Here is a 21,582-nt window from a genome sequence, read left to right as displayed (position 1 = left end):
GTCACCCTCGATCAATCTGTTGGAGCATGAGTTCTGTGGTGCCGCCGGCGAGCGCCAGGCCGGTCGCGTCACGCAGGGCCCGTTCCGCCGGATGGCCGCGCCGGTAGCCGTCAGCACCGGAGAGTTGCAGCGCCTCGTCGGCAACCTCGGCCAGCACCGCGGCGGCCCGGTGTTTGCCGGCGGCCGCCCAGCCGCCCGGGCAGGCGCCCGCGGCGAGCAGCCGAAGGCTCTGCCCGGCCATCGCCTGCACCTCCTGAACTGCGGCGTCGAGCCGGGCGAGCGTGAATCGGACGTGCTGGTTGGTGATCAGCGGAACCCCGAAGGTGATCCGCCGGCCGGCGTCGGCGACCGCGTGGTCCAGGACCGACTCGGCCAGCTCGGCCATCCGGACGGCGAGCATCACGCGTTCGTGGATCCAGTGGCGCATCAGCACCAGCAGTCCGTGCCCGCCGACGGCGAGCACGGCGGCTACCGGGGCCGCGTCGAGCACCACCGCACCGGTCAGGCCGGTGTGTCCCAGGCCGTCCAGGGTGGTCACCCCGACGCGCGGCCCGGCGGGCACCAGCAGGAGCGCCGGCCCGCGCCGACCGGTGCGCCCGTCGCTGTCGTCGGCCAGTACGAGCAGGTGGTCGGCGTACGGGGCGTTGCTGATGAACCACTTCATTCCGGTCACGGTCAACCCACCGGCCGCCCCGGCGCCCACAGTGGTCTTCAGGGCAGTCAGGTCGCTGCCGCCGTCCGGTTCGGTGGCGGCCAGCGCACTGGTCGCCGAGCCGGCCAGGGCGTCCGTCACCAGCCCCACCGGTGTCGTCGGCAGGACGCCGAGCAGGCGTGTCGCCACCTCCAGGTGGGTGAGCAGCGCCGCGCCCGGCGCGCCGTTAGCGACCCGGGCGAACGCGCGGTGCAACGCGGCGGCACGCCACAGGGCTGCGGCGCGGTCGCCGCCACGGTCGGCCCACGCGTCGCGCAGCAGACCGGCCTCGCCGACGGCGCGCAGCAGCTCCCGTACGGGCGGGCCGGCCGACTCCCAGACGCCCGCAGCGAGCAGGCCGTCGCGGTGCCGGTCGGTGAAGGCGTCGAGCCGCGTCGCGAATTCGACGTCGGCGGCACCCTGCGGACAACGCGACCCGACCGTCGAGGCGAGCACCGACGCGGCGGTCACTGGGGCCACCCGCGCAGGCGGGCGAGGGCGGTGAGCATCATCTCGTCCGATCCGGTGGAGATGGACAACAGCCGGGTGTCGCGGAACGCGCGGTTGACCGGGTGGGTGCTGAGCTGCCCCTCGGCGCCGTGCAGGTGCAGGCAGGCGCGGGCTACCTCACGGGTGAGACGGCTGGAGCGCAGCTTGACCGCTGCGGACAGGGTGTTCACCGCACCGCCGGTCACCCACCGGTCGATGCCGGTGTACGCGAGCTGGCGCACCGCCTCCACCTCGGCGCGCAGGCGTGCCAGCTGCGCGGCGGGCTGCTGACGGTCGGCGATCGGTACGCCGAAGGTCCGCCGCTCCCGCAGCCGCTCGGCGGTCCGCAGCAGCAGGGTGTCCGCCATGGCGATCGCGCGGCAGGCGGACAGGATGCGCTCCGGTTCGAACTGGCGCAGCTGGGTGACCAGTCCGAGACCGTGCCCGCCGAGGCGGTGCCCGTCGGGCACGAACACGCCGTCGAAGCGGAGCTGCCCGGCGACGCCGGCGGTCCGCAGCCCGAGCGTGGCGTCCGCCGGTTCCCTGCTCACGCCCGGGGCGTCGGCCGGCACCATCAACAGGACGTGACCGAAGGTTCCACGAGCCTCGGGCAGCCGGGCCAGCACCGCGAAGGCGTCCGCGGTGAGCCCGGCCACGACCCACCGCTTGGCGCCGGTCAGCCGGTACCCGCCCGGCTCGGGGGTGGCCGTGGTGGCGACGGCGGCCACGTCGGCGCCGGCGCCCGGCTCGGAGACCGCGTGCCCGAGCAGGCAGCGCCCCACCAGGGCCGGGCGCAGGAAACGCTCGACGGCCTCCGGCCCGCCGGCATCGGCCAGCATGGGCGCGACCATGTCGTTGTGGACCGTCACCCCCATGCCCACGCTGTCGAACAACAGCGCGCCGAGGCATTCGGCGAGGACCACGTGCTCCCAGGCGGTGCCGCCGGCGCCGCCCTGGTCGACGGCGAACCGCATGCCGAGCCAGCCTCGCGCGGCCAAGCCGGTCAGAACCTCGCGCAGGGGGACCGCGCCGTGCCGCTCCCACGCGTCGACCATGGGTGCGACGGTGGCCGCGAGGTGCTCGGTGAGGCGGGCCCGCAGCTCGTCCTCGGCGGGCGTGAACCAGCCGGTGCGGGCCGCGACAGTGAGGGCCGCGGTTTTCACGGTGCCTCGTCGAGCAGCAGCGCGGCGATGCGGGCGCGGTCCGGTTTGCCGGTGGACAGCACCGGCACGGACGGCAGCCGGTACAGCTCCCGCGGCACCATGTATCGGGGCAGGAGGTTGCCCACGTGCCTGAGCAGGGCCTCCACCGTGTCCCCGGGCAGTGGCAGCAGGGCGGCGGCCGGGTCGGGATCCGGCTGGTCGACGGTTGCGGGGGCGCGCAGCACCACGGCGCACGCCAGCGACAGCCCGTCGCGCGGATCCGGGACGGCCGCCACGAACGCGCTGCCGACGGCCGGGTGCGTCTCCACGGCGCGGCGCACCTCGTTGAGGTTGATCCGGTAGCCCTTGATCTTCACCTCGTCGTCGCGCCTGCCCGCGAAGCGCAGCGCCCCGTCCGCGCCGCGTTCCCCGATGTCGCCGGTGAGGTAGAAGCGCGTCCCCTCGTGGTCGAGGAAGACCGCCGCCTCCTCCGTCGGGCGGTCCAGGTACCCGCTCATCAGCTGCGCCCCGGCGATGGCGATCTCACCCGGGCCGTCCGTGGTGAGCCGGCCGTCGGCGTCCCGGAAACGGATCGTCACCCCCGGCAGCGGCGGCCCGATGGGGTACGCCTCGGTGCGGCCCGGTTCCCGCTCGGCGATCGGGTGGAAGGTCACCCCGCACGTCGCCTCGGTCGGCCCGTAGCCGTTGACCACCACGAGATTCGGGGCCGCGTGCAGCCAGTCCTGGACGGTGGCCGGGTTCAGCACCTCCGCGCCGGTGAGGATCCGGCGCAGCGCGCTCAGGTCACGCCCGGACAACCCGGGCTCCGTCCGGGCCAGCAGCGTCAACGTGGAGACCACCGCGGTGAAGTGGGTGATCCGGTCGCGTTCGATGAGGTCCAGCACCCGAGCCGGCACGACGAACGCCGGGCCGAGCCGCACGTGCGCCCCCTTGAGCAGCGGCAAGAGCAGGTCCGCCACCGAACCGTCGAAGTGCAGGGCTGTCGTGTTCAGGCAGCGTGCCCGATCGGTGATGCCGAGCACCGGGTCGACCGCGGCGAAGAACGCCTCGAGCGCGCTGTGCGGGATCCGGACGCCCTTCGGTTGTCCGGTGCTGCCGGAGGTGTACAGCACATACACCCCGTCATCCGGCGCGGTGGCCACCGGCAGGTCGTCGAGGCGCGCGTCCGCCTCGGTGCCGAGTTCCTCCACCGCCACCACCGGCACGGGCAGCGCCTGGTCGACCAGCCGGGCCACCGCCGCGCGGCGGGCCAGCAGGCGTGGGCTGCCGCAGTCCAGCAGCAGCGCGCGTCGCCGGTCCGCGGGCGCCGAGGGGTCGATCGGCAGGTAGGCGGCGCCGGCGGCGACCGCACCCAGCAGCGCCGTCACCGTGGCGGCGGTCTTCTCGCCGTGGACGGCGACCAGGTCACCGCGGCGCACCCCACGGCTGCGCAGACCCGCGGCGACCCGCAGCACCCGCTGCCACAGCTCGGCGCGGGTGAGTGTCGCGTCCGGTCCGGTGAGCGCGGGCAGGTCCGGCCCGGTGGCGGCGTGCGCGGCGAGCGCCGCCATGAGGGACCAGCCGACCGGCGTCGGTGCGCCGGCCTGCGGCGTCGAGGGCTCGACGAGCATGGTCATCGGGTCGCACGCCGCTCGACGAGGGCGACCAACGTCGACAGGCTCTCCAACGCGTCGAGGTCCTCGATCTCCTCCCCGAACTCGATGCCGTACTCGCTGCCGAGCCGGACGGTGAGCTCCACAGCGTCGAGTGAGTCCAGGTTGAGCGCGCGCATGAAGTTGTCGTCGGCGGCCAGCTCGGCCGAGACGTCGCGCTTCTTGATGGTGGCGAGGGTGTCGGCGAGGCGGTCACGGACGCTCTCGGCGGTGGGACGGGTCATCGGCTGACTCCTGAACGGTCTCGGGTGACACGGGTACGACCGGGCGCGGCCGTACCGGTGCGGCGGGTGCGGTTACCGGCTGGCCGGGACGGCCGGTGCGGTCGGGACATCGAAGGTGCGCGGGGCGGCCGGCCGGGCGGCGGACCGCACCGTCCAGGCCACCGCCGCCACCAGGCAGGCGGTGCCCACCACGGTGGCCGAGGTCAGGTCCTCACCGAGGACCAGCGCTCCCAGCGCCACCGCCACGAGCGGGTTGACGTACGAGTAGGTACTGGCCAGCCGCTGGTCCACCCGGGTGACGAGCCACGTGTACGCGAGGAAGCCCACCAGCGACCCGAGCAGCACGAGGTGCAGCTGCGCCAACCAGACGGTGGGGTGCAGGTGGCCGACGTCCAGCCGGCCCCACTCTCCGGTCAGCCCGGAGACGACCAGCAGCGCCAGGCCGCCGCCGAGCATCTGCACCGCGCTGGACAGGGCGGCGCCCGGCACGATGTCGCCGGGGGTGCCGCGCCCCGCCGAGGCGGCGGCGATCCGCCCCGCCACGGCCCACGTCAACGCCGCGGCCAGCACGAGCAGCGAGGGCAGCAGCGGGCCCGGCTGGAAACCGAGAAGGATCGCCACACCGGCAAGTCCGACCGTGGCCGCGCCCAGGTCCCGCCCTCGCGGCCGGCCCCCCATCACCAGCACCCAGATGGGTACGGTGGCGAAGTAGGTGCCCGCCGCCGCCGACGGCAGATCCTCCGAGGCGACACTGACCAGCCCGTTCGCGCCGAGGAAGTGCATGAGCCCGAGCAGGGTCAGCCGCCCGGTGTGCCCCCGCAACCGCACCGCCAGTCCCGGCTGGCCGCGCCGGCGCCAGTGCCAGCACAGCCCGCCGAGCAGCAGCGCCCCCGCCACGGAGAAGCGGACCCCGGCAGCGAACAGGGGCGGCACCTCCTGGACGACCACTCGGATACCGAGGAAGGTCGAACCCCAGAGCAGCCACACCGCGAGCAGCGCCGCGGCGATGCGCCACCGGTCGGCAGTCGGCCGGTCCATCGTCAGGGTGGGTGTCGACGTCCTCGGTCGCGTCGAGGCGGAGTCCGGGCGGCGGTCCGGCCAGGGGCGTCGACGCACGCGCTAGGCCGGGTTCTGGGCGAGGATGCGGTCGAGGTACCGGCAGGAGGAGTTCAGCCTCCACAGCGCACCGCGTGCCATGGCCCGGCGGGTCTGCGGCTCGGCCGCCATCGGCTTGACGACGTGGGCGAACCACGCGCTCGCGTGGTGGGCGTCGATGCCGATGTGCAGCCGGTGGTACGTGATGCCGTCGGCGGGGAGCCCGAGGCGCTCCCAGCCGTGCAGCACCTGGGAGAACCGGTCCGGCGCCAGCCACTCCGCAACGGCGAGGTGGCCGACTGCCTCGCCGAACAGGTTCCGGTACCGGCAGATCAGCACCGGTAGGTTCCCGCCGAGCAGCGCCTCCGTCGACAGGCTCTCCTTCAGCTCGTCGTCGGTGATGCCGAAGTGGGCGATGATCCGGCCGAACAGCGTGGTGTGGACCATCGCGGGGTCGCCGTTGCCCATCTCGTCCCAGAAGTTCTTGGCGATCTCCATCTTGGTCTCACCGTCCGACCCGACCTGCATCATCGCCAGCAGGTCGTCGAACCGGGCGTCCACCGACGACTCCTGCAACACGAAGCTGCGGAAGTCCTCCGGGGTGGCCCGCTCGCGCAGGAAGGAGTGGTAATAGGGGTGCTTGAACACCCGGTGCTCCCGCGTCATGTTCTTGAGCCACGGCACGAACCGTTCCGGGTCGTCCGGGATCGAGGCGTAGATGCTCTCGTCGATCCAGCTGTCCTCGTCCCGCGCGGTGTCCCGCTCCAGTTGCCGCGTCACCGCGTGCAGGACGGTGGACGCCTCGGCTGTCGATTCCGCCCCCAACTGGGTGTGCAGACCGTAGATCTTCGCCAGCAGGTACTGCTGCGCGAACTGGGCGTCGGCGTCCCCGGCGGACGCCGCGGTACCCAGCCGGGTGACGTTCTCGAGCAGTTCGGCGTAGGTGTCCTGCTCGGCGTACGAACGGTCGAAGTCTTCCTCGGACAGAGCGAAGCGACTCACCAGATCGGTGACGAACGCCGTAGGAGTGGTGCTCAGCGTGGCGGGCATCCGGGTGCGCTCCTTGCAGTCGGTATAACCCGAAGCATTCCCCCGCCGTCTGCACGGCTTCGCTGATTTTTCTGTATTCGCAGGTCGGAGGGCACGCGACGCGCCGCGTGGGCGGTCAGCCCCCTGCGGTAGACGCCGCGCAGGTGACGTGCGACGGCGCGGTCGACCCGCTGCACCTGGGTGCGGGAACCTCGTTATTGCTATGACGATCTGCTGGGCACACCCCGTGCCGCGTTCCCCCCGGCCGCCCGGAACTGGCCACCCCTGCCCGCACCGGGCGGCGACGTCATCGGGACGTGTTCGAGAAGTAGACCCCGAGACCAGCCAGCAGCAGGCTGATCAGGCTGGCACCGGCGCGTACCGAGTTCCACCGCGTCCAGGCGGACGAGTAGGAAGCCCACACCCGTACCGCCTCCGCAGGATCGGTTGGCACGCCTGCGGCGTCGAGCTTCTCGTTCATCGGCACGTTGACGACCACCGTCGGGATGAAGGCGCCCACCAGGTACACCCCGGCGGCCACCAGGAACAGCACACCCGCTGACCGTTTCCCGAGGATCAACAGGAACACGCCGGTCACCGTGGCGGCGACGAGCGGGCCGAAGAACGTGACGAAGAACAGTGGATTCTGGATCCTCTGGTTGATGCTCGTCATGGCCCGGATCGCGGTGCCAGCGTCGGCGGCGTTCAGACCGGGCATCACCGCCACCGAGAAGGCGTAGTAGACACCGGTGATCGCACCCGTCACCACCAGGGTCACCGCCGCCGACCAGGCAGCCAGGGTGGCGTTCATGCCCAGTCTCCACCGGGTGACGTGTCCCATGCACCAGCGGCGGCGGCGTCCCGGGCATAGTCGGCGAAGTCGCGCGGCCTGCGGCCCAGCGCCCGTTGCACACCATCAGCGAGCTGTGCGTTGCGGCCGTCCAACACCTTGCCGAACAGCTCGATCAGCACCGCCGTGAGCTCCGCCGGCACGTCGTACCCGGCCATCACGGCGGCGTACTCCTCTGGCGAAACCGATCGGTAGCGGATCTCCCGCCCGAGCGCGTTGCCGATCTCCGAGGTCGCCTCGGCGAAGGTGAGAAGTCGCGGCCCGGTCACCTCGTAGAGCTGCCCCGCGTGCCCGTCGTCGGTCAGCGCAGCGACCACGATGTCGGCGATGTCGAGGGCGTCGACGAACGGCTCCGGCACGTTCCCGGCCGGGAGGACGACCTCGCCGCCGCGTATCGAGTCGGTCAGGAAGTCCTCGCTGAAGTTCTGACTGAACCAGCTCGCCCGCACGATCGTCCAGGCCACTCCGGAGTCCTGGACCACCCGCTCGCTGAGTGTGGCCTCCTCCTCGCCCCGGCCGGAAAGCAGAACCAACCGTTCGATCCCGCCGGACACCGCCTGTTCCGTGAACGAACGGATCGTCGCGAGGGCGTCCGGCGCGACCAGGTCCGGGTAGTACACCAGGTAGACCGACGAAACCCCGTCCAGTACGGGCGCCCAGGTGCGCTGGTCGGTCCAGTCGAACGGCGGCTCGCCGGAGCGGGAGCCGACCCGTACCGGCCGGTCGAGTCGGGTGAGCCGGTCCACCACCCGGCGGCCCGTCTTGCCGGTGCCGCCCAGTACGAGGATTGGCTGCTCATCAACGGTCTTCGTCATGGCAACCAGTCAAGTCGAGGGTGAGCGCACCGGGAATGGGCGAGACTCTCGATCGCATGTCCCGACGTCTCGACCGCCCACCTCACAGGGCTAACCTGAGCGCATGGATGCGCTCGCGGGGCTGCTGGACGGGCCGAGGGCGCGCGGTGCGTTCCTGATGCGGTCGGTGTTCGACCCGCCCTGGTCGGTACGGATCCAGGATCGTGCGCCCCTCACCCTGGTCACCATGCTGCGCGGCACGGCGTGGGTGGTGCCGGATCAGGGTGCCCCCGTGCCGCTACGCCCGGGCGATGTGGCGATCATCCGTGGCCCTGAGCTATACACGATCGCCGACGACCCAGCCACGGCGCCGCAGGCAGTGATCCATCCCGGCGAGCACAGCACCACGCCCACCGGGGACGAGTTGTGCGAAGTGATGGACCTGGGTGTCCGGACCTGGGGCGAACGCGCTGACGGGATGGCGGTGCTGCTCAGTGGCACGTACCAGTTGCAGGGCGAGGTCAGCCAACGGCTGCTGAGGGTCCTGCCCCATCTCCTGGTGCTGCCGGCCGGAGCACTGGACAGCCCGCTCATCCCCTTGCTCGGCGACGAGATGACCAAGGACGAGCCCGGGCAGGATGTGGTCCTGGACCGGCTGCTCGACCTACTGCTCATCGCCGTACTTCGGGCCTGGTTCTCCCGGCCCGAGGCGGCGGCGCCCTCCTGGTACCGGGCGCACGGCGATCCGGTGGTCGGCAGGGCGTTGCGACTGCTGCATGACCACCCGGCAAAGCCCTGGACGGTGGCCACCCTCGCGGCCGGCACCGGTATCTCGCGGGCGGTGCTGGCCCGCCGGTTCACCGAACTGGTCGGCGAGCCTCCGATGGCGTACCTCACCAACTGGCGGCTCGCGCTGGCCGCCGATCTGCTGCGCGAACCGGACGCCACCGTCGGCGCGGTGGCCCGCCAGGTCGGCTACGGCAGCTCATTCGCACTCAGCGCGGCCTTCAAACGGGTACGCGGTCTCAGCCCGGCCGAACACCGGCAGGCCATCGGGTCGCCTGACGTCACTCCAGTGGGATGAATGTGCCGAGGCTGGCGGCATCCGTTCCTCATCGTCCGCCACCACCGACTCAGCGAACGAGAACCTGCCCAAGTGGACCGGCGACGCCGCGAGTGCCCACCACGCCAAGGCACTCAAGCGGAGATCTGCGGTCGACGAGTCCGTCGTCAAGTCGGAGTTCATCAGCCAGTGGTTGTATCCGAAACATCGCCTAGCCCTACCACCGTGTTGCGCCCGCCTCACGGCATGGCTGTCGACCGAATCTGTGGCAGCCCTTCCTCGGTCAGCGCAACCGTCAGTGAAACCTCACGAGACGATGCGCTCTCGATGCCGTGGCGCAACGACCGGTGCACGGGGCACTCGCACGACGGATGCAGCGGATCCGGACATCGGGCAAGGGCAGCGTTCAGCAACTGAACTCCGTCAACGGCGATCGGCCACGACCAGTCCATGTCCCACGGCTCCTCCCAAGGTTGGTGGAAGCAGTCATGATCGAAGTACACGAGAAGCCCGGCCTCGCACAAGGGACAGGCAGACAGGCTGGTCCAGCGGTAGTTGACCTGGTGCCCCGGAGTACCGTGCGGCACGCCCCAACTGCCGATACGAACAACGGTGCGCTGGTCCACTCGGCAGGCGACGCAGATACGCATGACTAACCCTCCTCCGCCGTCTGGCGACATCCACAGAGTTCGACGCAATCACGGACGCCGTCAACCAGCAGCGCCCAGCGCGCCAGGGGGTTTACGTGAGAGCAGGGTGTGCCGCCTGCCGGAGCCTGGCGTGAGTGGGGAGGCAGTTCTGCTGCTCATTGGGACGTGCCTGATTGTGGTGTGGCGCGTAGGTGTGCGCGTTCGCCTTGTCTGCCGATGAGGCTGAGGAACTCGACAGGCCCGGCGCTGGTGGCGCCGAACCAGTGGGGGGTGCGGGTGTCGAACTCGGCGGCTTCTCCGGGTTGCAGGATGAGGTTGTCGTCGCCGAGGACCAGGCGCAAGGTGCCGTTGAGGACGTAGACCCAGTCGTAGCCCTCATGGGTGCGCAGGTCGGGTACGCGGTTGTCGTCGCCGGCGGGCAGGACGAACTTGTAGGCCTGGATGCCTCCCGGCCTGCGGGTCAGGGGCAGGATGGTGGATCCGTCGCCAGCGGCGATGGGGCGCAAGTTGATCCGGGGATCACCGGTCAGCGGCGCGTCGACGAGTTCGTCGATGGTGACGCTGTGGGCGCGGGCGAGCGGGAGCAGCTGTTCGAGCGTCGGACGCCGCAGGCCCGCTTCGAGCCGCGACAGCGTGCTGACGGAGATGCCGGTCTCCTCGGCCAGGTCGGTGAGGGTGATGTTGCGGCGCTGCCGCAGCTGCCTCAGCCGCGGGCCGACCGCGTCGAGGGTGCGGTCCAGATTGTCGTCCACAACCCCATTTTGCCATTCGGCAAAGATCTTTGCACATATTCGCCGGGAGGCTCAGGATCAAGTCACCGGCGAAGGTGGTGAAGGGAGCAGGGCAGATGGTGGAGCAGGCAGAGATCGTGAGGGACGTGGTCGTGGTCGGCGGCGGCGCGGCCGGGTTGAGCGCGGCGCTGATCCTGGCGCGTTCGCGGCGGCGAGTGACGGTCCTGGACGCCGGCGCACCGCGCAACGCGCCTACGCAGGCCGTGCACAGCCTGCTGGCCCTCGACGGACTGAGCCCGCTGGAGCTCCTCAGGCGCGGAGCGATGACGTGCGGTACTTCACCGGCGACCAGGAACTCAGCGATCAGGACCGGGCGAAACTCGACGCGCTCGGCATCCCGGTGATCGCTGGCGGCGTCGCCGGGCTGGAGATCGTCGACGACCGGCTGACCGGGGTCCGTCTTGACGACGACAAGGTCATACCGGTCGAGACCGTGGCGGTGGCGCCGCGGATGGTCGCCCGAGCAGAGGCGTTCGCCGGCATCGGTATCACCGCGACGCAGCACCCGGTGGGTTCCTTCATCGCCGCTGATGAGACCGGCCGGACCTCGGTGCCCGGGGTATGGGCGGCCGGTAACTCCACCGATCTGTCCGCCCAGGTCGGTGCGGCCGCCGCGGGCGGCGCCCGCGCCGCAGCCCATCTCAACGCCGACCTCGTCGCCGAGGACACCGACCGGGCGGTCGCCCGGCTGACGAACGAGGAGAACCTCCGATGACGCACAGCTTCGACAAGGACTACTGGCAACAGCACTGGCAGCAGACCCACGGCGACAAGCCCGGCTCCATGGCCGGCAACCCACCCAACCCCTACCTCGCCCAGGAGACCGCCGGCCTGGCACCGGGCACCGCCCTGGACGCCGGGTGCGGCGCCGGCGCCGAGGCGATCTGGCTCGCCTCTCACGGCTGGCAGCTCACCGCCGCCGACATCTCCGCCGACGCCCTCGCCCGCGCCGCCGACCGCGCCACCGCCAGCGGGCAGACGGAGTCCATCCGGTGGGTGGAGGCGGACCTGACCGCCTGGGAACCGGGCATGCGCTTCGACCTGGTCACCACCCACTACGCGCACCCCGCGATGCCCCAACTGGCCTTCTACCAGCGCATCTCCGACTGGGTGGCGCCCGGCGGCACCCTGCTGATCGTCGGGCACCTGCACACCGGCCACGGGCACGGGCATCAGCATCCCGCCGAGGCGACGGTCACCCTCGCCGACATCACCGCCGTCCTGAATGCGGCCGACTGGGAGATCGTCACCGCCGAGGAGCACCGGCGCCCGGCGACCGGGCTCGGCGGCCATGCGGTCTCGCTGCACGACGTCGTCGTGCGCGCCACCCGCCGCCCCTGAACCACTTTCTCTGCGACGCCGGGACCGAGGTCCACCCCGGCGCCGTACCCCATCGCGCCCTTGTGGATGGAACCCCGCGCATGCCTGCCCTCGACAGTTCGCCAGGCGAGAGCGTCCCCGACGCGACGATTCGCGACCCGCGCCAGCGTCGCGCGATCCTGATCGCGGTGTGTATCGCCCTGATGGCGGTCATCGCCTCGGTCTCCGGGCTCAATGTCGCCCAGCCGCAGGTCGCCGTCGCGTTCGACGCCTCGCAGAGCACCGTCCTGTGGATGATCAACATCTACACCCTCAGCCTGGCCGCGCTGCTGCTCCCGCTCGGCGCCCTCGGCGACCGGGTGGGCCGCAAACCGATCCTGCTCGCCGGCCTCGCCCTGTTCGGCGTCGCCAGCGCGGCGGCGGGCCTGGCCACCTCATCCGAGATGATGATCGCCGCCCGGCTGTTCGCCGGCGTCGGCGCCGCCATGATCATGCCGGTCACCCTGGCCGTCATCACCTCGACGTTCCCCGACGAGGAACGCTCCAAAGTCATCGGTGTGTGGACCGGCGTCGCCGGCGGCGGCGGCATTCTCGGCATGTACCTGTCCGCGGTCCTCGTCGACTGGGCGAACTGGCGGTGGCTGTTCCTGCTACCGGTCGTGCTCGTGGCCGCGGCCACCGTCACGGCCCTGCAAGCCGTCCCGAATTCCCGCGAGACGTCGCAGCACAGCTTCGACATGGTCGGGTCCTTGACGTCGGTGATCGCCGTGGTCGCGCTCATCTACGTCCTGCACGAAGGCCCGGTCCACGGCTGGACCTCGCCCGTCACCGTGGCCAGCCTGCTCGTCGGCGTCGTCGCCGCCATCGGGTTCGTGGCCTGGGAACTACGCCGGGCGGCGCCCCTGCTCGACGTGCGCCTGTTCCGTGACCGGCGCCTCGCCAGCGGCTCGCTGGCACTGCTGGCACTGTTCGGCGTCCAAGCCGGAATCTTTGTCGTGCTGTTCCCCTACTTCCAGGCCGTTCTCGGCTGGTCGCTGGCCGGGGGCCAGTCGCAGCGGCCGGTAGCCGTCGGTGTCGAGCTGGGCGAGCTGGCCGTCGATGTCGACGGAGTGGGTGCCGTAGAAGTGCACGATCCCCGAACCACCGCCGCGATCGCGATCGCGAGCAGTCCCGGCAGCGGATGGATCCGGCCGCCGGCGTCCCGTGGGTCCGGAACCCGGGCGAGGGCCTGCAGCAACCCTGGCGTGTGTCCTGTTTCGACAGCGGCAAGATGCGCTGCTGCACCGCTCGCGACTCCTGCGTGACATGACGCCTTTGATAAACAGCCTAAGGTCCGGCTACCTGGGTCGGCATTGATCGAGGTCTTGACTCTATGCGCCGCCCTGCTCATGATTTACTTCGGCGGTCCAACAGTGAGGGTCAATGTGATGACGCAGGTAGAGCCACCGGTAGGAGGCCAACCATCAGCCGTCACTCTCAGCGAGCTTGGACAAAATGGCCGACTCGCGCGTGCCAGTTCAGGCACCAGGGATTGGCTGAAACGTGGGGCCCATCGGCGGGAACTGAGCATCGCGGGCCTCGGTTCGGTGCTCCTCGCTGTCGCGATGATCTGGCTGATTCCGCCGTACGCGGTTCGCGTGATGACTTCCGGCGCCAAGACTGTGCCGATCGCCAACCCGGCCCACACCATCGTCGGTGACGCGGGTGACCCGACGGCCCAAGCATGGCTGGTGGGATGGGGTGGCCACGCTCTCACCCACGGTCTGCGTGGCCTGTGGGATACCAACGCCTTCTATCCCGACAAGTACGGCCTGGCCCTGAACGACAGCCTGCTCGGCTATGCCCCGGCAGGGCTGATAGGCAGCGGTGTAGTCGGCGCCGTGCTGCGCTACAACATCCTGTTCGTGCTGGCTTTCGCGCTCGCCTTCCTCGGCGGCTACGCGCTCCTGCGCCAGCTTGGCGCGAATAAGGTCGCCGCCGCGGTAGCCGGGGCCGCCCTCGCCTACGCGCCCTGGCGCTACGGCCACGACGGCCATTTGAATATTCTCTCCACCGGTGGCATCACGCTGGCCCTGGCGATGCTGGCGCGCGGCCACGGACTTTCGTTCACCCGCGGCTACCTTGCCGAACGAGTCCGACCGGGCTGGGCGTTCGCTGGCTGGCTGGTCGCGGCCTGGCAGGTCAGCCTTGGCTTCGGCGTGGGGCTTGGATTCGTATACGTCCTCGCCGTCCTCTGCCTGATCACACTGACAGCCTGGCTGATCCACCGCCCACGCCTTAGCCGCCGGCTGATCGTCAGTGATCTGATCGGCGGGTTGGTCTTCACCGCGGTGACCGGATACTTCGCGTACGCGTACCAACACGTGCGCGAGCTCAACCCACATGTCACCCGGGACTGGGACTACGTCGCATTCTTCTCCCCGACACTGCGCGGACTTCTCGTGGCTCCGCAGTCCTCGCTGCCCTGGGGCACCCTACACAACGACGCCCGCATCGCTCTTGGTGGCGCACCCACTGAGAAAGTGCTGCTATGCGGGTATGCACTGTATCTACTGGCCTTCGCCGGCCTGTTCCTATCCCGCTGGTCACCGGTGCAACGACTTCTGCTGCTGTTTGGGGCGGTCGTCGGAGTGTTGTTCGCGCTAGGCACGAACGGGCCGATCTACCGTCTGCTCTATCTTTACGTGCCCGGGTTCGATGGATCCCGTACACCAGGACGGTTGATCTTGTGGCCCACTATCTGCCTGGCCATTCTCGCGGCCGGCCTGGTTACCCAACTAGCCGAGGTGGCTCGCAGGGGTGCCAAGCCGAAATGGTCGGTGGAAGAGGCACGGCTACTGACCGTTCCGCTGCTGGTCCTCGTGCTAGCTGAGGGCCTGCCTGACCTGCAGCACCCCCAAACCCCAGCCAAACCGGCCGCGATGGCGCTAGCCTCCGCGCACGCTCCGATCATGGTATTGCCGTCCGACGACGGCATCGACCTCCACGTCCTACTCTGGTCGACCGACGGTTTTCCCGCCGTGGTCAACGGTGCGGCCAGCTACACCACACCCAACCGTCAGTCGATCCGCGACGTTATGACGACCTTCCCCAGCCAGCAGGCCTTGGATCGGTTGCACCAGCTCGGCATCCGCAGCGTCGTCCTGCTGCGCAACCGGGTCCAAGGCACCCCATACGAACCACTGCTCAACATCCCCGACGTACCCGGCATCACCCGCCACGACGTCGGGTCGGACGTGGTTTACACCATCGACACCAACACGAAGTGATGTTGGGCGTGTCCTCGGGATACGAGGATCGTTCTGTCTGAACGTGAGGAGGGTGAGCAGCCACCCTGGATCGTCCCGGACGCACTCTGGGCCAAGGTCACACCGCTGCTGCCATCCCGACCACCACGCCGGCCGGTTTCCCGGCGCAAGCCCCTCGACGAGCGACGAAACGTTCGTCTGTCGCCAGCAAATCTGGGCTTCCTCGGCTTTGCACGGTCGGCGCAAGGGCCGCCAGCGGCTCCAGATCCGTTTGCCGGCAGAGATCCGCCAGTCATCACAGGGGTGGCGCTGGCGGCTGCCGTTGTCATAGCAGTGGGGGGCGACGGTAGGCGTCGCGCACGTCAACGAAAGAACCGACGAGAGCGCAGCAACCAGGATCGCAGCATGGCGAAGCTCGGGCACGGTGGCGCCCATGCTCGCCGTGACGGAGACGGACTGTCCGCGCGATCAACACTATGGTGCCGGCTGTTGCCGAGAGCCCGGAGCAGATCGCCCAAACCCGCACGACAAGCCGCTCCGCAGCTTTGCCCTGCCTCCCTCACGCGGGGATCTCCCAGGGCCGGTAGCTCGGCAGTCCCCTGCTGGAGGGAGGCGGTTCCCATCGCCGTGGGAGGTGCATGCGTTCCGGAAAGCGGACATTCGGTTCGGCCCTTCGATCTGACGACGAATGAGAAGCGGTGACTGATATGCCGGCTATCGCTCGACGGGTACGGCACTGGTGGGCCGGCTGGCCGCGGTGGTCCGGGACCGTCGCCGCCGTCGTGTTGACGGCGTACGGCCTCGCCTCGGCCGGTTGGTTCGCCGGCGGACCGTACGTCTTCGCCCGCCCGGCCAACCCGGACAACACCTTTCCCGACCACTGGCTGGCCGACCTGCCACCGGCCCTGGTCGAGGGCGTGACGCTGGGGTTTTGCGTCGTGCTGGTCGCCGCGCTGCTGCTCATGCGCCGGCGGGTCGCCGGGTGGGTGCGTCCGGTGCTGCTGGGCGTCGGCTGGCTGGCGGCGGCCTTCCTGGTGCTGGTGCTGCCGGGAACGCAGGCGCTGGACGCCATCCCCGGCCTCAATCTGCTCAACCTGGAACGGCTGGACTGGCCGACCGTCCATCTGGTGCTGCTCGCGTACACCGGATACGCCCTCGCCGCGGCCGCCCTGGCCTACGGCCGGGCCACCCGTGGCGGCTGCGAGAACTGTGGCCGGGACGGCGGCGCCGAGTGGTCGCGCCAACGATGGGCCGTGGTCGGCCAGGTCGCCTCAATCGCGGCGTTCCTCGCGCCGCTCGGCTACGCGACCGTCCGGCTGTGTTGGGCAGCCGGCATCCCGGTGGGCACCACCGAGGAGTTCCTCGACACGATCAACGAAGCCAACCCGGGCAACGGCACCATGCTGCTTGAGCTGATCCTGGCCGGCATGGCGCTCGGGGGCGGCGTCCTCTGTTTCGGGCTCACCCGGCCGTGGAGCCAGGTGTGGCCGCGCTGGGTGGTGAGCCTGGCCGGTCAGCCGGTGCCCCACTGGTTTCCGGTGGCGTTGGCGACCGTGTGCGGCGCCGCTCTCTTCGGCTTCTGCACCCTGCTCGTCCCCGATCTGGTCCGGTTCGCCGCCGGCGAGCCGGTCTACTACACCGGGACCACGGTACGAACGAACTGGCTCTCCCATCTGCCTGCGGTCTCGCTGCTGCTGTGGGGCGCCCTCGTCCTGGTCTCAGCCGCCGCCTACCACTACCGCACACGGGAACGCTGCGCCCACTGCGGCAGCGGCGGTGACCATGGTCAGGGCCGGTAGCCGGACAGAAAGGTCCGGAAGCAGCCAGGCACGTTGTACAGGCGAATCAGCTCCTTCGCTGTTTCCGCACTCCAAACTGGGCGTGGGCCGATGGCTGGCTGGTCGCTGATGGGTATCTGCTTCGAGCGCTGCCTGATCATGCTGGGCCGGGCGGCAGGGGCATCAATCTCCAGCGACTCACCGGACATCGATCCGTAGTCGCGATGCTACGGAGCCGCCCCGCGCGGCCCGGACAACGACGGGTTGCCGACATGCAACCTGTCGTTGTCCGGCTCGGGAAGGTCGCCGTTGGTCGGTCGTTACGTCGGGACGACCGTCAGACGGTGGTGCGGGACCACTGCTGGTTGGTGCCGGTGTTGCACGAATACTGCTTGAGAACCACTCCGTCGGCGGTCGCCGCGGCCGGCACGTCGACGCATTTGTTGCTGTGTCGTGCCCGGAGCTGGAAGTAGGCGCCGTTGGTGAGCATCTGGAACTGCTGGTTGGCCCCGGTGCCGCAGGTGTACTGGACGAGCTCGGCGCCGTCGGCGGTCGACGCGCTCACCACGTCGAGGCACTTTCCGCTGTGCCGGCTGACGATGCGCCAGTAGCCGCTGCCGGCGTCCTGGAACTGCCACTGCTGCCACGCGCCACCGCCGTAGGTGTACTGGCCGACGCGAGCGCCGTTGGCGGTGTTCGGCTGCTGGACGTCCATGGCCTTGCCACTGTGCCGCGCATCGATCCGGTAGAACGTCCCCGTCGATGGCGGAGGCGTCGTCGGGCCATCGCCGACGGTGTCGCCCCACGCGTACCGGATGCGGTCCGCCCCGGAGGTGTTGCCGACCGTCAGGTTGAGGTCGGTGCCGCTGCCGCTCAGCGCGAACATCGAGTACCAGTCGTAGCCGATGGTGCCGGTCTTACCACCCAGGGCGGGCCAGTAGGCGCCACCCATCTGGTTGTCACGCATGACCTGGGCCATGGCGCGGATGTAGCGCACGAAGTTGTCGGTGCTGCCCGCGTCGGCGTAGTTACGGCCGTCGTTCATGGGAGCGCCGAACTCGGTCGCCACCGCGCGGGAGGCGCAGGTGCCGAGGCGGGCCTGGATGTGGCTGCGGAACGCGTCGTAGGTCATCGCCCCGTAGAAGAAGGCGTAGTAGTGGAACGACAGCAGTGTCGAGTTGAAACGGCTGTCGTTGCAGATGTCGCGCAGGTCCTGACTGAAGCCGGTGCCGCCGATCAGCACCCGGCTGGGCACCGCCGAGTAGTGGTAGGTCAGCCAGTTCGCGGCGACGTCGCGCCACTGCGCCGAGCTGTAGCCGTGCGGCTCGTTCATCGGCTCGAAGTACACGTTGGTGTTCGTGCCGTAGGTGTTCGTCACGGTGGACCACATCGCGTTCCACGCGGCCAGGTTCGTGATCCTGCCACCCGAGGCGGCACCGTCCTCCCAGTAGGCCAGGATGACCTTGAACCCGCGGGCGGTGGCCGCGTCGATGGCGCCTCGGTACGCCTCCCACCAGGCCGTCCCCACCGTATGGGTGTTGATGGGCAGTCGGACCGTGTTGACCCCCATGGTCGACGCCATGTCGTCGTACAGGGCGTTGGCCTTGGCCCGCACCGTCGCGTTGCTGTCGGACGCGCTCAGGCCCTGCACGACGAGGGGGCCGGTCTTGAAGTTGTCACCCAACACGGCCCAGTTCATGCCGCGGAACTGACTGGTCGCGGCAGTGGCCGGCGACGACACGACGACGACGATGCCAACCATCGCCGTCACCGCGCTCACCAGCGCGATCAGCAGACGGCGCAACCGGGCGCTCGGCAATACGTGTCCATGGAACGACTTCCTCTGTGTCATGACATGTCCAATCGGTGTGGGTCACAGTCGGGGTTCAGCTGGTAACGCGGAAGGTGGCGTCTCGCATCGACGTCACTACAGGCCCAGGCCCCGCAGGGTTGGTACGGTCTGGCCCACCCAGGCCAGGTCGGTGTCCTCGCGTGCGCCCTGGGTGCGTTGTGTGCCGGCCAGGAACCACAGGAAGTAGGTGGTGTAGCCGGGTGCGCTGACGACGGTGTGGTACCCCTCGGGCATCATCTGCATCACGTGGTCACGGATGGTGACGTTCTCTTCGTACCCGTCGTCGGTGTAGACCCGGCTGATGCCGAAACCGTTCGCCGGGCTGACCCGGTAGTAGTACATCTCCTCGTGTGCGGCCTCGGCGGGCAGGTCGTCGACCTTGTGCCGGTGTGGCGGGTAGGTGCTCCAGTTACCCGAGGGCGTGTAGGTCTCGCCGACGATGAGCCGGCGGGCGGGCAGCTCCGGCTGGGAGATCTCGGTGAGGATCTGGTGGTAGGTACGGCCGAAGTTGGCCGCCCCCCAACGGCCGCCCGCGACCTGCTCCGGCGCGATGACATAGGGGTCGGTGGCCAGCTCACTGGGCGCGCTCGGTAGGGCGATCTCCACGGCGGTGACGGCTTCGACGGTCACCGATGAGCCGGCCGGGAGGTAGACGGAGTGCGGCTTGCCGGAGAAGACGTCCGGACGTTGGCCGACCTGCGGGAAGTCGCGGCCGGCGACGGTGAAGTTGGCCGTTCCACCGAGGATGACGGCAAGGATCTCCCGGTCCCCGGACTCGCCGGTCCAGGACTCGCCGGCCGACAGCCGCAGCAGGCTGAAGTCGAGCAGCCGGCAGGGATTGACGGGCAGCGTGTTCCGGCCGTCAGCGGCGGGAATGGTGCAGTGGTAGCGGTAGTCCATGGTCACCTTTCGGGATGTGGGGCGGAGCGGGTGGGTCGCGGGGTCACCAGGGGCTGACCCAGCCCGGAATGGTGGCGCGGGTGAGGGCTTCCAGGTAGAAGTAGTCGCCCCACAGGGTTCCCTCGTCGACGCCGACGTCCTTGGGTTTGTCGTAGACGCCGTGCAGGATCAGCGCGTTCGAGACCGGATGGCCGCCGGTGGAGTAGTGCTCGATGAGCGAACGCAGGATCTCGGTGGCGGCTGTCCGGTACCGGCCGGCGCGGGCCGGGTCGGTGAGGTTGTCGGCGAGTTCGAGCAGGCCGCAGACGGCGATGGCCGCGGCCGAGCTGTCCCGCTCCTGGCCGCTGCCGTCGCCGAACTCCAGGTCCCAGTAGGCGACGTGGTCGTCGGGCAGGTGGGCGAGGAAACGGTCGGCGCAGGTCATCGCGGCGGCGAGCAGCGCGGGATCGCCGATGTGCCGGTGGTTGAGGCTGAACCCGTAGATGCCCCAGGCCTGCCCTCGGGCCCAGCAGGAGTGGTCCGCGTGGCCCTGCTCGGTCTCGCCCCGCAGTGGCACCCCGCTGTCCGGGTCCCAGTAGAAGGTGTGGAAGGTGGTGCCGTCCGGACGCAGGATGTGCTGGCGCAGTTGCGCGGTGTGCCGGCGGGCCGCGGCGGCGTAGCGGTCGTCGCCGGTGGTCTGGCTGGCCCAGAAGAGCAGCGGCGTGTTCATCAGGCTGTCGATGATGGTGCGGCCCCGTTGGCGGGGGTCGTTCAGGTCGCCCCAGGCCTGGATGATTCCGGCGGGTTCAAGGACGCGCGTCATCAGGTGGTCGGCGGCGGCGAGAGCCGCGCCCCGGGCCCGCGGGTCGCCGGTCCGGCGGGCCGGGGTGACGCAGGAGAGCGTGTAGAGGAACCCGAGGTCGTGGGTGTCCAGGTCGATGCCGTGGGCCACCCGATCCGCGAAGCTGTCCACGTGCGACAGTGCGGCCCGCAGGTGGCGGTCGTCCCCGGTCAGGTCGTGGGCCAGCCAGAGCTGGCCGGGCCAGAAGCTGGTGGTCCAGCCGACGTTGGCGCCCTCGGGTTGGCCAGCACTCGGTGGCCGGAGCAGGTAGCGGTTGGCGTCGGTGGTGTCCCCGGGGTACCCGTCGCCGAAGGCGACGATGTTCGCGTCGACGGTACGTATCGCGGCGGCCACCGCGGCCGCCGTGGCCTCTGCGTCGGGACTGGAACGGACGTCGGTCGCCGTCATGGATGCTGTTCTCCCTCGTGGGTCCGGTCCGGTGCCGGGCAGGCGTGTCATCGGCGCCCCCGGCTCGGTGGCCGGAACGTGGTGGTCAGATCGGCCGGGGTGCGGCCGTCGGTGGGTCGAGAACGGCGCGCAGGGTGAATCGGCTGTTGGCCCACACGACATAGAGCAGCGGCGCGGCGGCGAGGCCGAGCGCGATCGCGGGGCGGGCCGCCAGAAGCTGGGCGAGCAGCGTGAGCACGAGCAGCGACGCGGCGGTGAGGTACCACCGGCGTACCGCCAGATACACGCAGGTGCGGGCCACCTCGCGCAGCGGCGCGTCGGGTCGCTCGGCGACGGTCACCAACCCGAGCAGCGCGGTCGCGACGGTGAGGACGATCAGGGTCGCCAGCACCGGCAGGGCGAGTGCTCCGACCCGGTGGCCCCACGCGGCGCGGGCGTCGACGGCGAGCACCACCAGGGCAGTCATGGCCGCCGCCGTCCAGAGCATCGCCGGCCGGGCGGTGGCTCGCCAGGCGCGGCCGTAGGTGCGCAGCACGCCGCCGGTGTCGCCGGCCGAGTAGGCGGACATGACCGCGAAGGCCGCACAGAGCCCCGGCGCACAGAGCGGGGCGGTCAGCGCGTACAGGGGCCAGGACCGCGCCGCGTCGGTGGTGAACGCGAGCGTCACCAGGGGCAGGCAACCGAGCACCAGCAGGAGGTTGCTGACGAGCGCGACGTGGATCCCGTCGAAGACGGCGGTGATGGTGTGGTGGCGCGAACGCATGG

Annotated in this window: 19 protein-coding genes and 1 pseudogene; 6 read left to right on the top strand and 14 right to left on the bottom strand. The window is 70.2% G+C overall.

Annotation, left to right across the window (positions count from 1 at the left end; translation table 11 throughout):
- Position 1: 1 nt before the first annotated feature.
- From ABZU43_RS22805 to ABZU43_RS22770, 8 genes are all read right to left on the bottom strand, one after another.
- Positions 2-1,162, bottom strand: a complete 1,161-nt coding sequence (locus tag ABZU43_RS22805; protein ID WP_355008492.1) for an acyl-CoA dehydrogenase — start codon at positions 1,160-1,162, stop codon at positions 2-4.
- Complete coding sequence (locus ABZU43_RS22800; RefSeq protein ID WP_355008491.1) at positions 1,159-2,343, bottom strand: acyl-CoA dehydrogenase family protein; 1,185 nt, start codon at positions 2,341-2,343, stop codon at positions 1,159-1,161. The genes ABZU43_RS22805 and ABZU43_RS22800 overlap by 4 nt, the downstream gene beginning before the upstream one ends.
- Positions 2,340-3,959, bottom strand: coding sequence for an amino acid adenylation domain-containing protein (locus tag ABZU43_RS22795; protein ID WP_355008490.1), 1,620 nt, complete (start codon positions 3,957-3,959; stop codon positions 2,340-2,342). Before ABZU43_RS22795 ends, ABZU43_RS22800 begins: the two co-directional genes overlap by 4 nt.
- Positions 3,956-4,219, bottom strand: coding sequence for an acyl carrier protein (locus tag ABZU43_RS22790; RefSeq protein ID WP_355008489.1), 264 nt, complete (start codon positions 4,217-4,219; stop codon positions 3,956-3,958). The genes ABZU43_RS22795 and ABZU43_RS22790 overlap by 4 nt, the downstream gene beginning before the upstream one ends.
- 72 nt (positions 4,220-4,291) lie before the next feature.
- Entirely contained in the window at positions 4,292-5,257 is a 966-nt protein-coding gene (locus tag ABZU43_RS22785; protein WP_355008488.1) for an EamA family transporter, read from the bottom strand.
- Positions 5,258-5,338: 81 nt separating this feature from the next.
- Positions 5,339-6,364, bottom strand: coding sequence for an iron-containing redox enzyme family protein (locus tag ABZU43_RS22780; RefSeq protein WP_355008487.1), 1,026 nt, complete (start codon positions 6,362-6,364; stop codon positions 5,339-5,341).
- Between the two features lie 286 nt (positions 6,365-6,650).
- A complete protein-coding gene (locus ABZU43_RS22775) occupies positions 6,651-7,154 on the bottom strand; it encodes an anthrone oxygenase family protein (RefSeq protein WP_355008486.1) in 504 nt (167 codons plus the stop codon).
- Complete coding sequence (locus tag ABZU43_RS22770) at positions 7,151-8,008, bottom strand: NmrA family transcriptional regulator (protein ID WP_355008485.1); 858 nt, start codon at positions 8,006-8,008, stop codon at positions 7,151-7,153. The genes ABZU43_RS22775 and ABZU43_RS22770 overlap by 4 nt, the downstream gene beginning before the upstream one ends.
- Positions 8,009-8,111: 103 nt before the next feature.
- Here ABZU43_RS22770 and ABZU43_RS22765 point away from each other — a divergent pair, with 103 nt between their 5' ends.
- On the top strand, positions 8,112-9,071 hold the full coding sequence (locus ABZU43_RS22765; RefSeq protein WP_355008484.1) for an AraC family transcriptional regulator: 960 nt from the start codon (positions 8,112-8,114) through the stop codon (positions 9,069-9,071).
- 218 nt (positions 9,072-9,289) lie between these two features.
- Here ABZU43_RS22765 and ABZU43_RS22760 read toward each other — a convergent pair whose 3' ends face one another.
- Entirely contained in the window at positions 9,290-9,700 is a 411-nt protein-coding gene (locus tag ABZU43_RS22760; protein WP_355008483.1) for a hypothetical protein, read from the bottom strand.
- A 155-nt stretch (positions 9,701-9,855) separates the two neighbouring features.
- Positions 9,856-10,452 (bottom strand): XRE family transcriptional regulator, encoded by a 597-nt coding sequence (locus tag ABZU43_RS22755; protein WP_355008482.1) that lies wholly within the window; start codon positions 10,450-10,452, stop codon positions 9,856-9,858.
- A 95-nt stretch (positions 10,453-10,547) separates the two neighbouring features.
- On the opposite strand from ABZU43_RS22755, the pseudogene ABZU43_RS22750 reads away from it, so the two are divergent.
- The 5 genes and pseudogenes from ABZU43_RS22750 (at position 10,548) to ABZU43_RS22730 (ending at position 16,858) form a co-directional block, all read left to right on the top strand.
- Positions 10,548-11,206, top strand: a pseudogene (locus ABZU43_RS22750) (FAD-dependent oxidoreductase).
- Positions 11,203-11,832 (top strand): class I SAM-dependent methyltransferase, encoded by a 630-nt coding sequence (locus ABZU43_RS22745; RefSeq protein ID WP_355008481.1) that lies wholly within the window; start codon positions 11,203-11,205, stop codon positions 11,830-11,832. Before ABZU43_RS22750 ends, ABZU43_RS22745 begins: the two are co-directional and overlap by 4 nt.
- An 80-nt stretch (positions 11,833-11,912) precedes the next feature.
- On the top strand, positions 11,913-13,115 hold the full coding sequence (locus ABZU43_RS22740; RefSeq protein ID WP_355008480.1) for an MFS transporter: 1,203 nt from the start codon (positions 11,913-11,915) through the stop codon (positions 13,113-13,115).
- A gap of 300 nt (positions 13,116-13,415) precedes the next feature.
- Positions 13,416-15,080: a hypothetical protein gene (locus ABZU43_RS22735; RefSeq protein WP_355008479.1), complete on the top strand. Its 1,665-nt coding sequence runs from the start codon at positions 13,416-13,418 to the stop codon at positions 15,078-15,080.
- A 677-nt stretch (positions 15,081-15,757) separates the two neighbouring features.
- Positions 15,758-16,858 carry a hypothetical protein gene (locus ABZU43_RS22730; RefSeq protein WP_355008478.1) on the top strand — a complete coding sequence of 367 codons (1,101 nt, stop codon included), beginning with the start codon at positions 15,758-15,760 and terminating at the stop codon, positions 16,856-16,858.
- Between the two features lie 316 nt (positions 16,859-17,174).
- On the opposite strand, the gene ABZU43_RS22725 is transcribed toward ABZU43_RS22730, so the two are convergent.
- From ABZU43_RS22725 to ABZU43_RS22710, 4 genes are all read right to left on the bottom strand, one after another.
- Positions 17,175-18,689 (bottom strand): RICIN domain-containing protein, encoded by a 1,515-nt coding sequence (locus ABZU43_RS22725; RefSeq protein WP_355008477.1) that lies wholly within the window; start codon positions 18,687-18,689, stop codon positions 17,175-17,177.
- Positions 18,690-18,764: 75 nt separating this feature from the next.
- The gene (gene iolB, locus ABZU43_RS22720) at positions 18,765-19,589 is read right to left on the bottom strand and encodes a 5-deoxy-glucuronate isomerase (protein WP_355008637.1); all 825 of its coding nucleotides are present in this window, start codon (positions 19,587-19,589) and stop codon (positions 18,765-18,767) included.
- 43 nt (positions 19,590-19,632) lie between these two features.
- Positions 19,633-20,817: a glycoside hydrolase family 88 protein gene (locus tag ABZU43_RS22715; protein WP_355008476.1), complete on the bottom strand. Its 1,185-nt coding sequence runs from the start codon at positions 20,815-20,817 to the stop codon at positions 19,633-19,635.
- Between the two features lie 85 nt (positions 20,818-20,902).
- Positions 20,903-21,580 (bottom strand): hypothetical protein, encoded by a 678-nt coding sequence (locus tag ABZU43_RS22710; RefSeq protein ID WP_355008475.1) that lies wholly within the window; start codon positions 21,578-21,580, stop codon positions 20,903-20,905.
- Positions 21,581-21,582: the final 2 nt, after the last annotated feature.

Origin of the sequence: Micromonospora sp. NPDC005205 (genome assembly GCF_040608275.1) — a bacterium.
GTDB lineage: Bacteria > Actinomycetota > Actinomycetes > Mycobacteriales > Micromonosporaceae > Micromonospora.
The sequence above is the reverse complement of the archived record's forward strand: the minus strand, read 5'-3'. Positions and strand labels throughout refer to the sequence as shown.

Bases quoted from the DNA above. Each gene is read 5' to 3' on its own strand.
- ABZU43_RS22735 (WP_355008479.1), top strand. From the start codon at position 13,416: ATGATCTGGCTGATTCCGCCGTACGCGGTTCGCGTGATGACTTCCGGC.
- ABZU43_RS22795 (WP_355008490.1), bottom strand. From the start codon at position 3,959: ATGACCATGCTCGTCGAGCCCTCGACGCCGCAGGCCGGCGCACCGACG.
- ABZU43_RS22785 (WP_355008488.1), bottom strand. From the start codon at position 5,257: ATGGACCGGCCGACTGCCGACCGGTGGCGCATCGCCGCGGCGCTGCTC.
- ABZU43_RS22725 (WP_355008477.1), bottom strand. From the start codon at position 18,689: ATGACACAGAGGAAGTCGTTCCATGGACACGTATTGCCGAGCGCCCGG.
- ABZU43_RS22775 (WP_355008486.1), bottom strand. From the start codon at position 7,154: ATGAACGCCACCCTGGCTGCCTGGTCGGCGGCGGTGACCCTGGTGGTG.
- ABZU43_RS22760 (WP_355008483.1), bottom strand. From the start codon at position 9,700: ATGCGTATCTGCGTCGCCTGCCGAGTGGACCAGCGCACCGTTGTTCGT.
- ABZU43_RS22715 (WP_355008476.1), bottom strand. From the start codon at position 20,817: ATGACGGCGACCGACGTCCGTTCCAGTCCCGACGCAGAGGCCACGGCG.
- ABZU43_RS22790 (WP_355008489.1), bottom strand. From the start codon at position 4,219: ATGACCCGTCCCACCGCCGAGAGCGTCCGTGACCGCCTCGCCGACACC.
- ABZU43_RS22780 (WP_355008487.1), bottom strand. From the start codon at position 6,364: ATGCCCGCCACGCTGAGCACCACTCCTACGGCGTTCGTCACCGATCTG.
- iolB (WP_355008637.1), bottom strand. From the start codon at position 19,589: ATGGACTACCGCTACCACTGCACCATTCCCGCCGCTGACGGCCGGAAC.
- ABZU43_RS22740 (WP_355008480.1), top strand. From the start codon at position 11,913: ATGCCTGCCCTCGACAGTTCGCCAGGCGAGAGCGTCCCCGACGCGACG.
- ABZU43_RS22710 (WP_355008475.1), bottom strand. From the start codon at position 21,580: ATGCGTTCGCGCCACCACACCATCACCGCCGTCTTCGACGGGATCCAC.
- ABZU43_RS22770 (WP_355008485.1), bottom strand. From the start codon at position 8,008: ATGACGAAGACCGTTGATGAGCAGCCAATCCTCGTACTGGGCGGCACC.
- ABZU43_RS22765 (WP_355008484.1), top strand. From the start codon at position 8,112: ATGGATGCGCTCGCGGGGCTGCTGGACGGGCCGAGGGCGCGCGGTGCG.
- ABZU43_RS22745 (WP_355008481.1), top strand. From the start codon at position 11,203: ATGACGCACAGCTTCGACAAGGACTACTGGCAACAGCACTGGCAGCAG.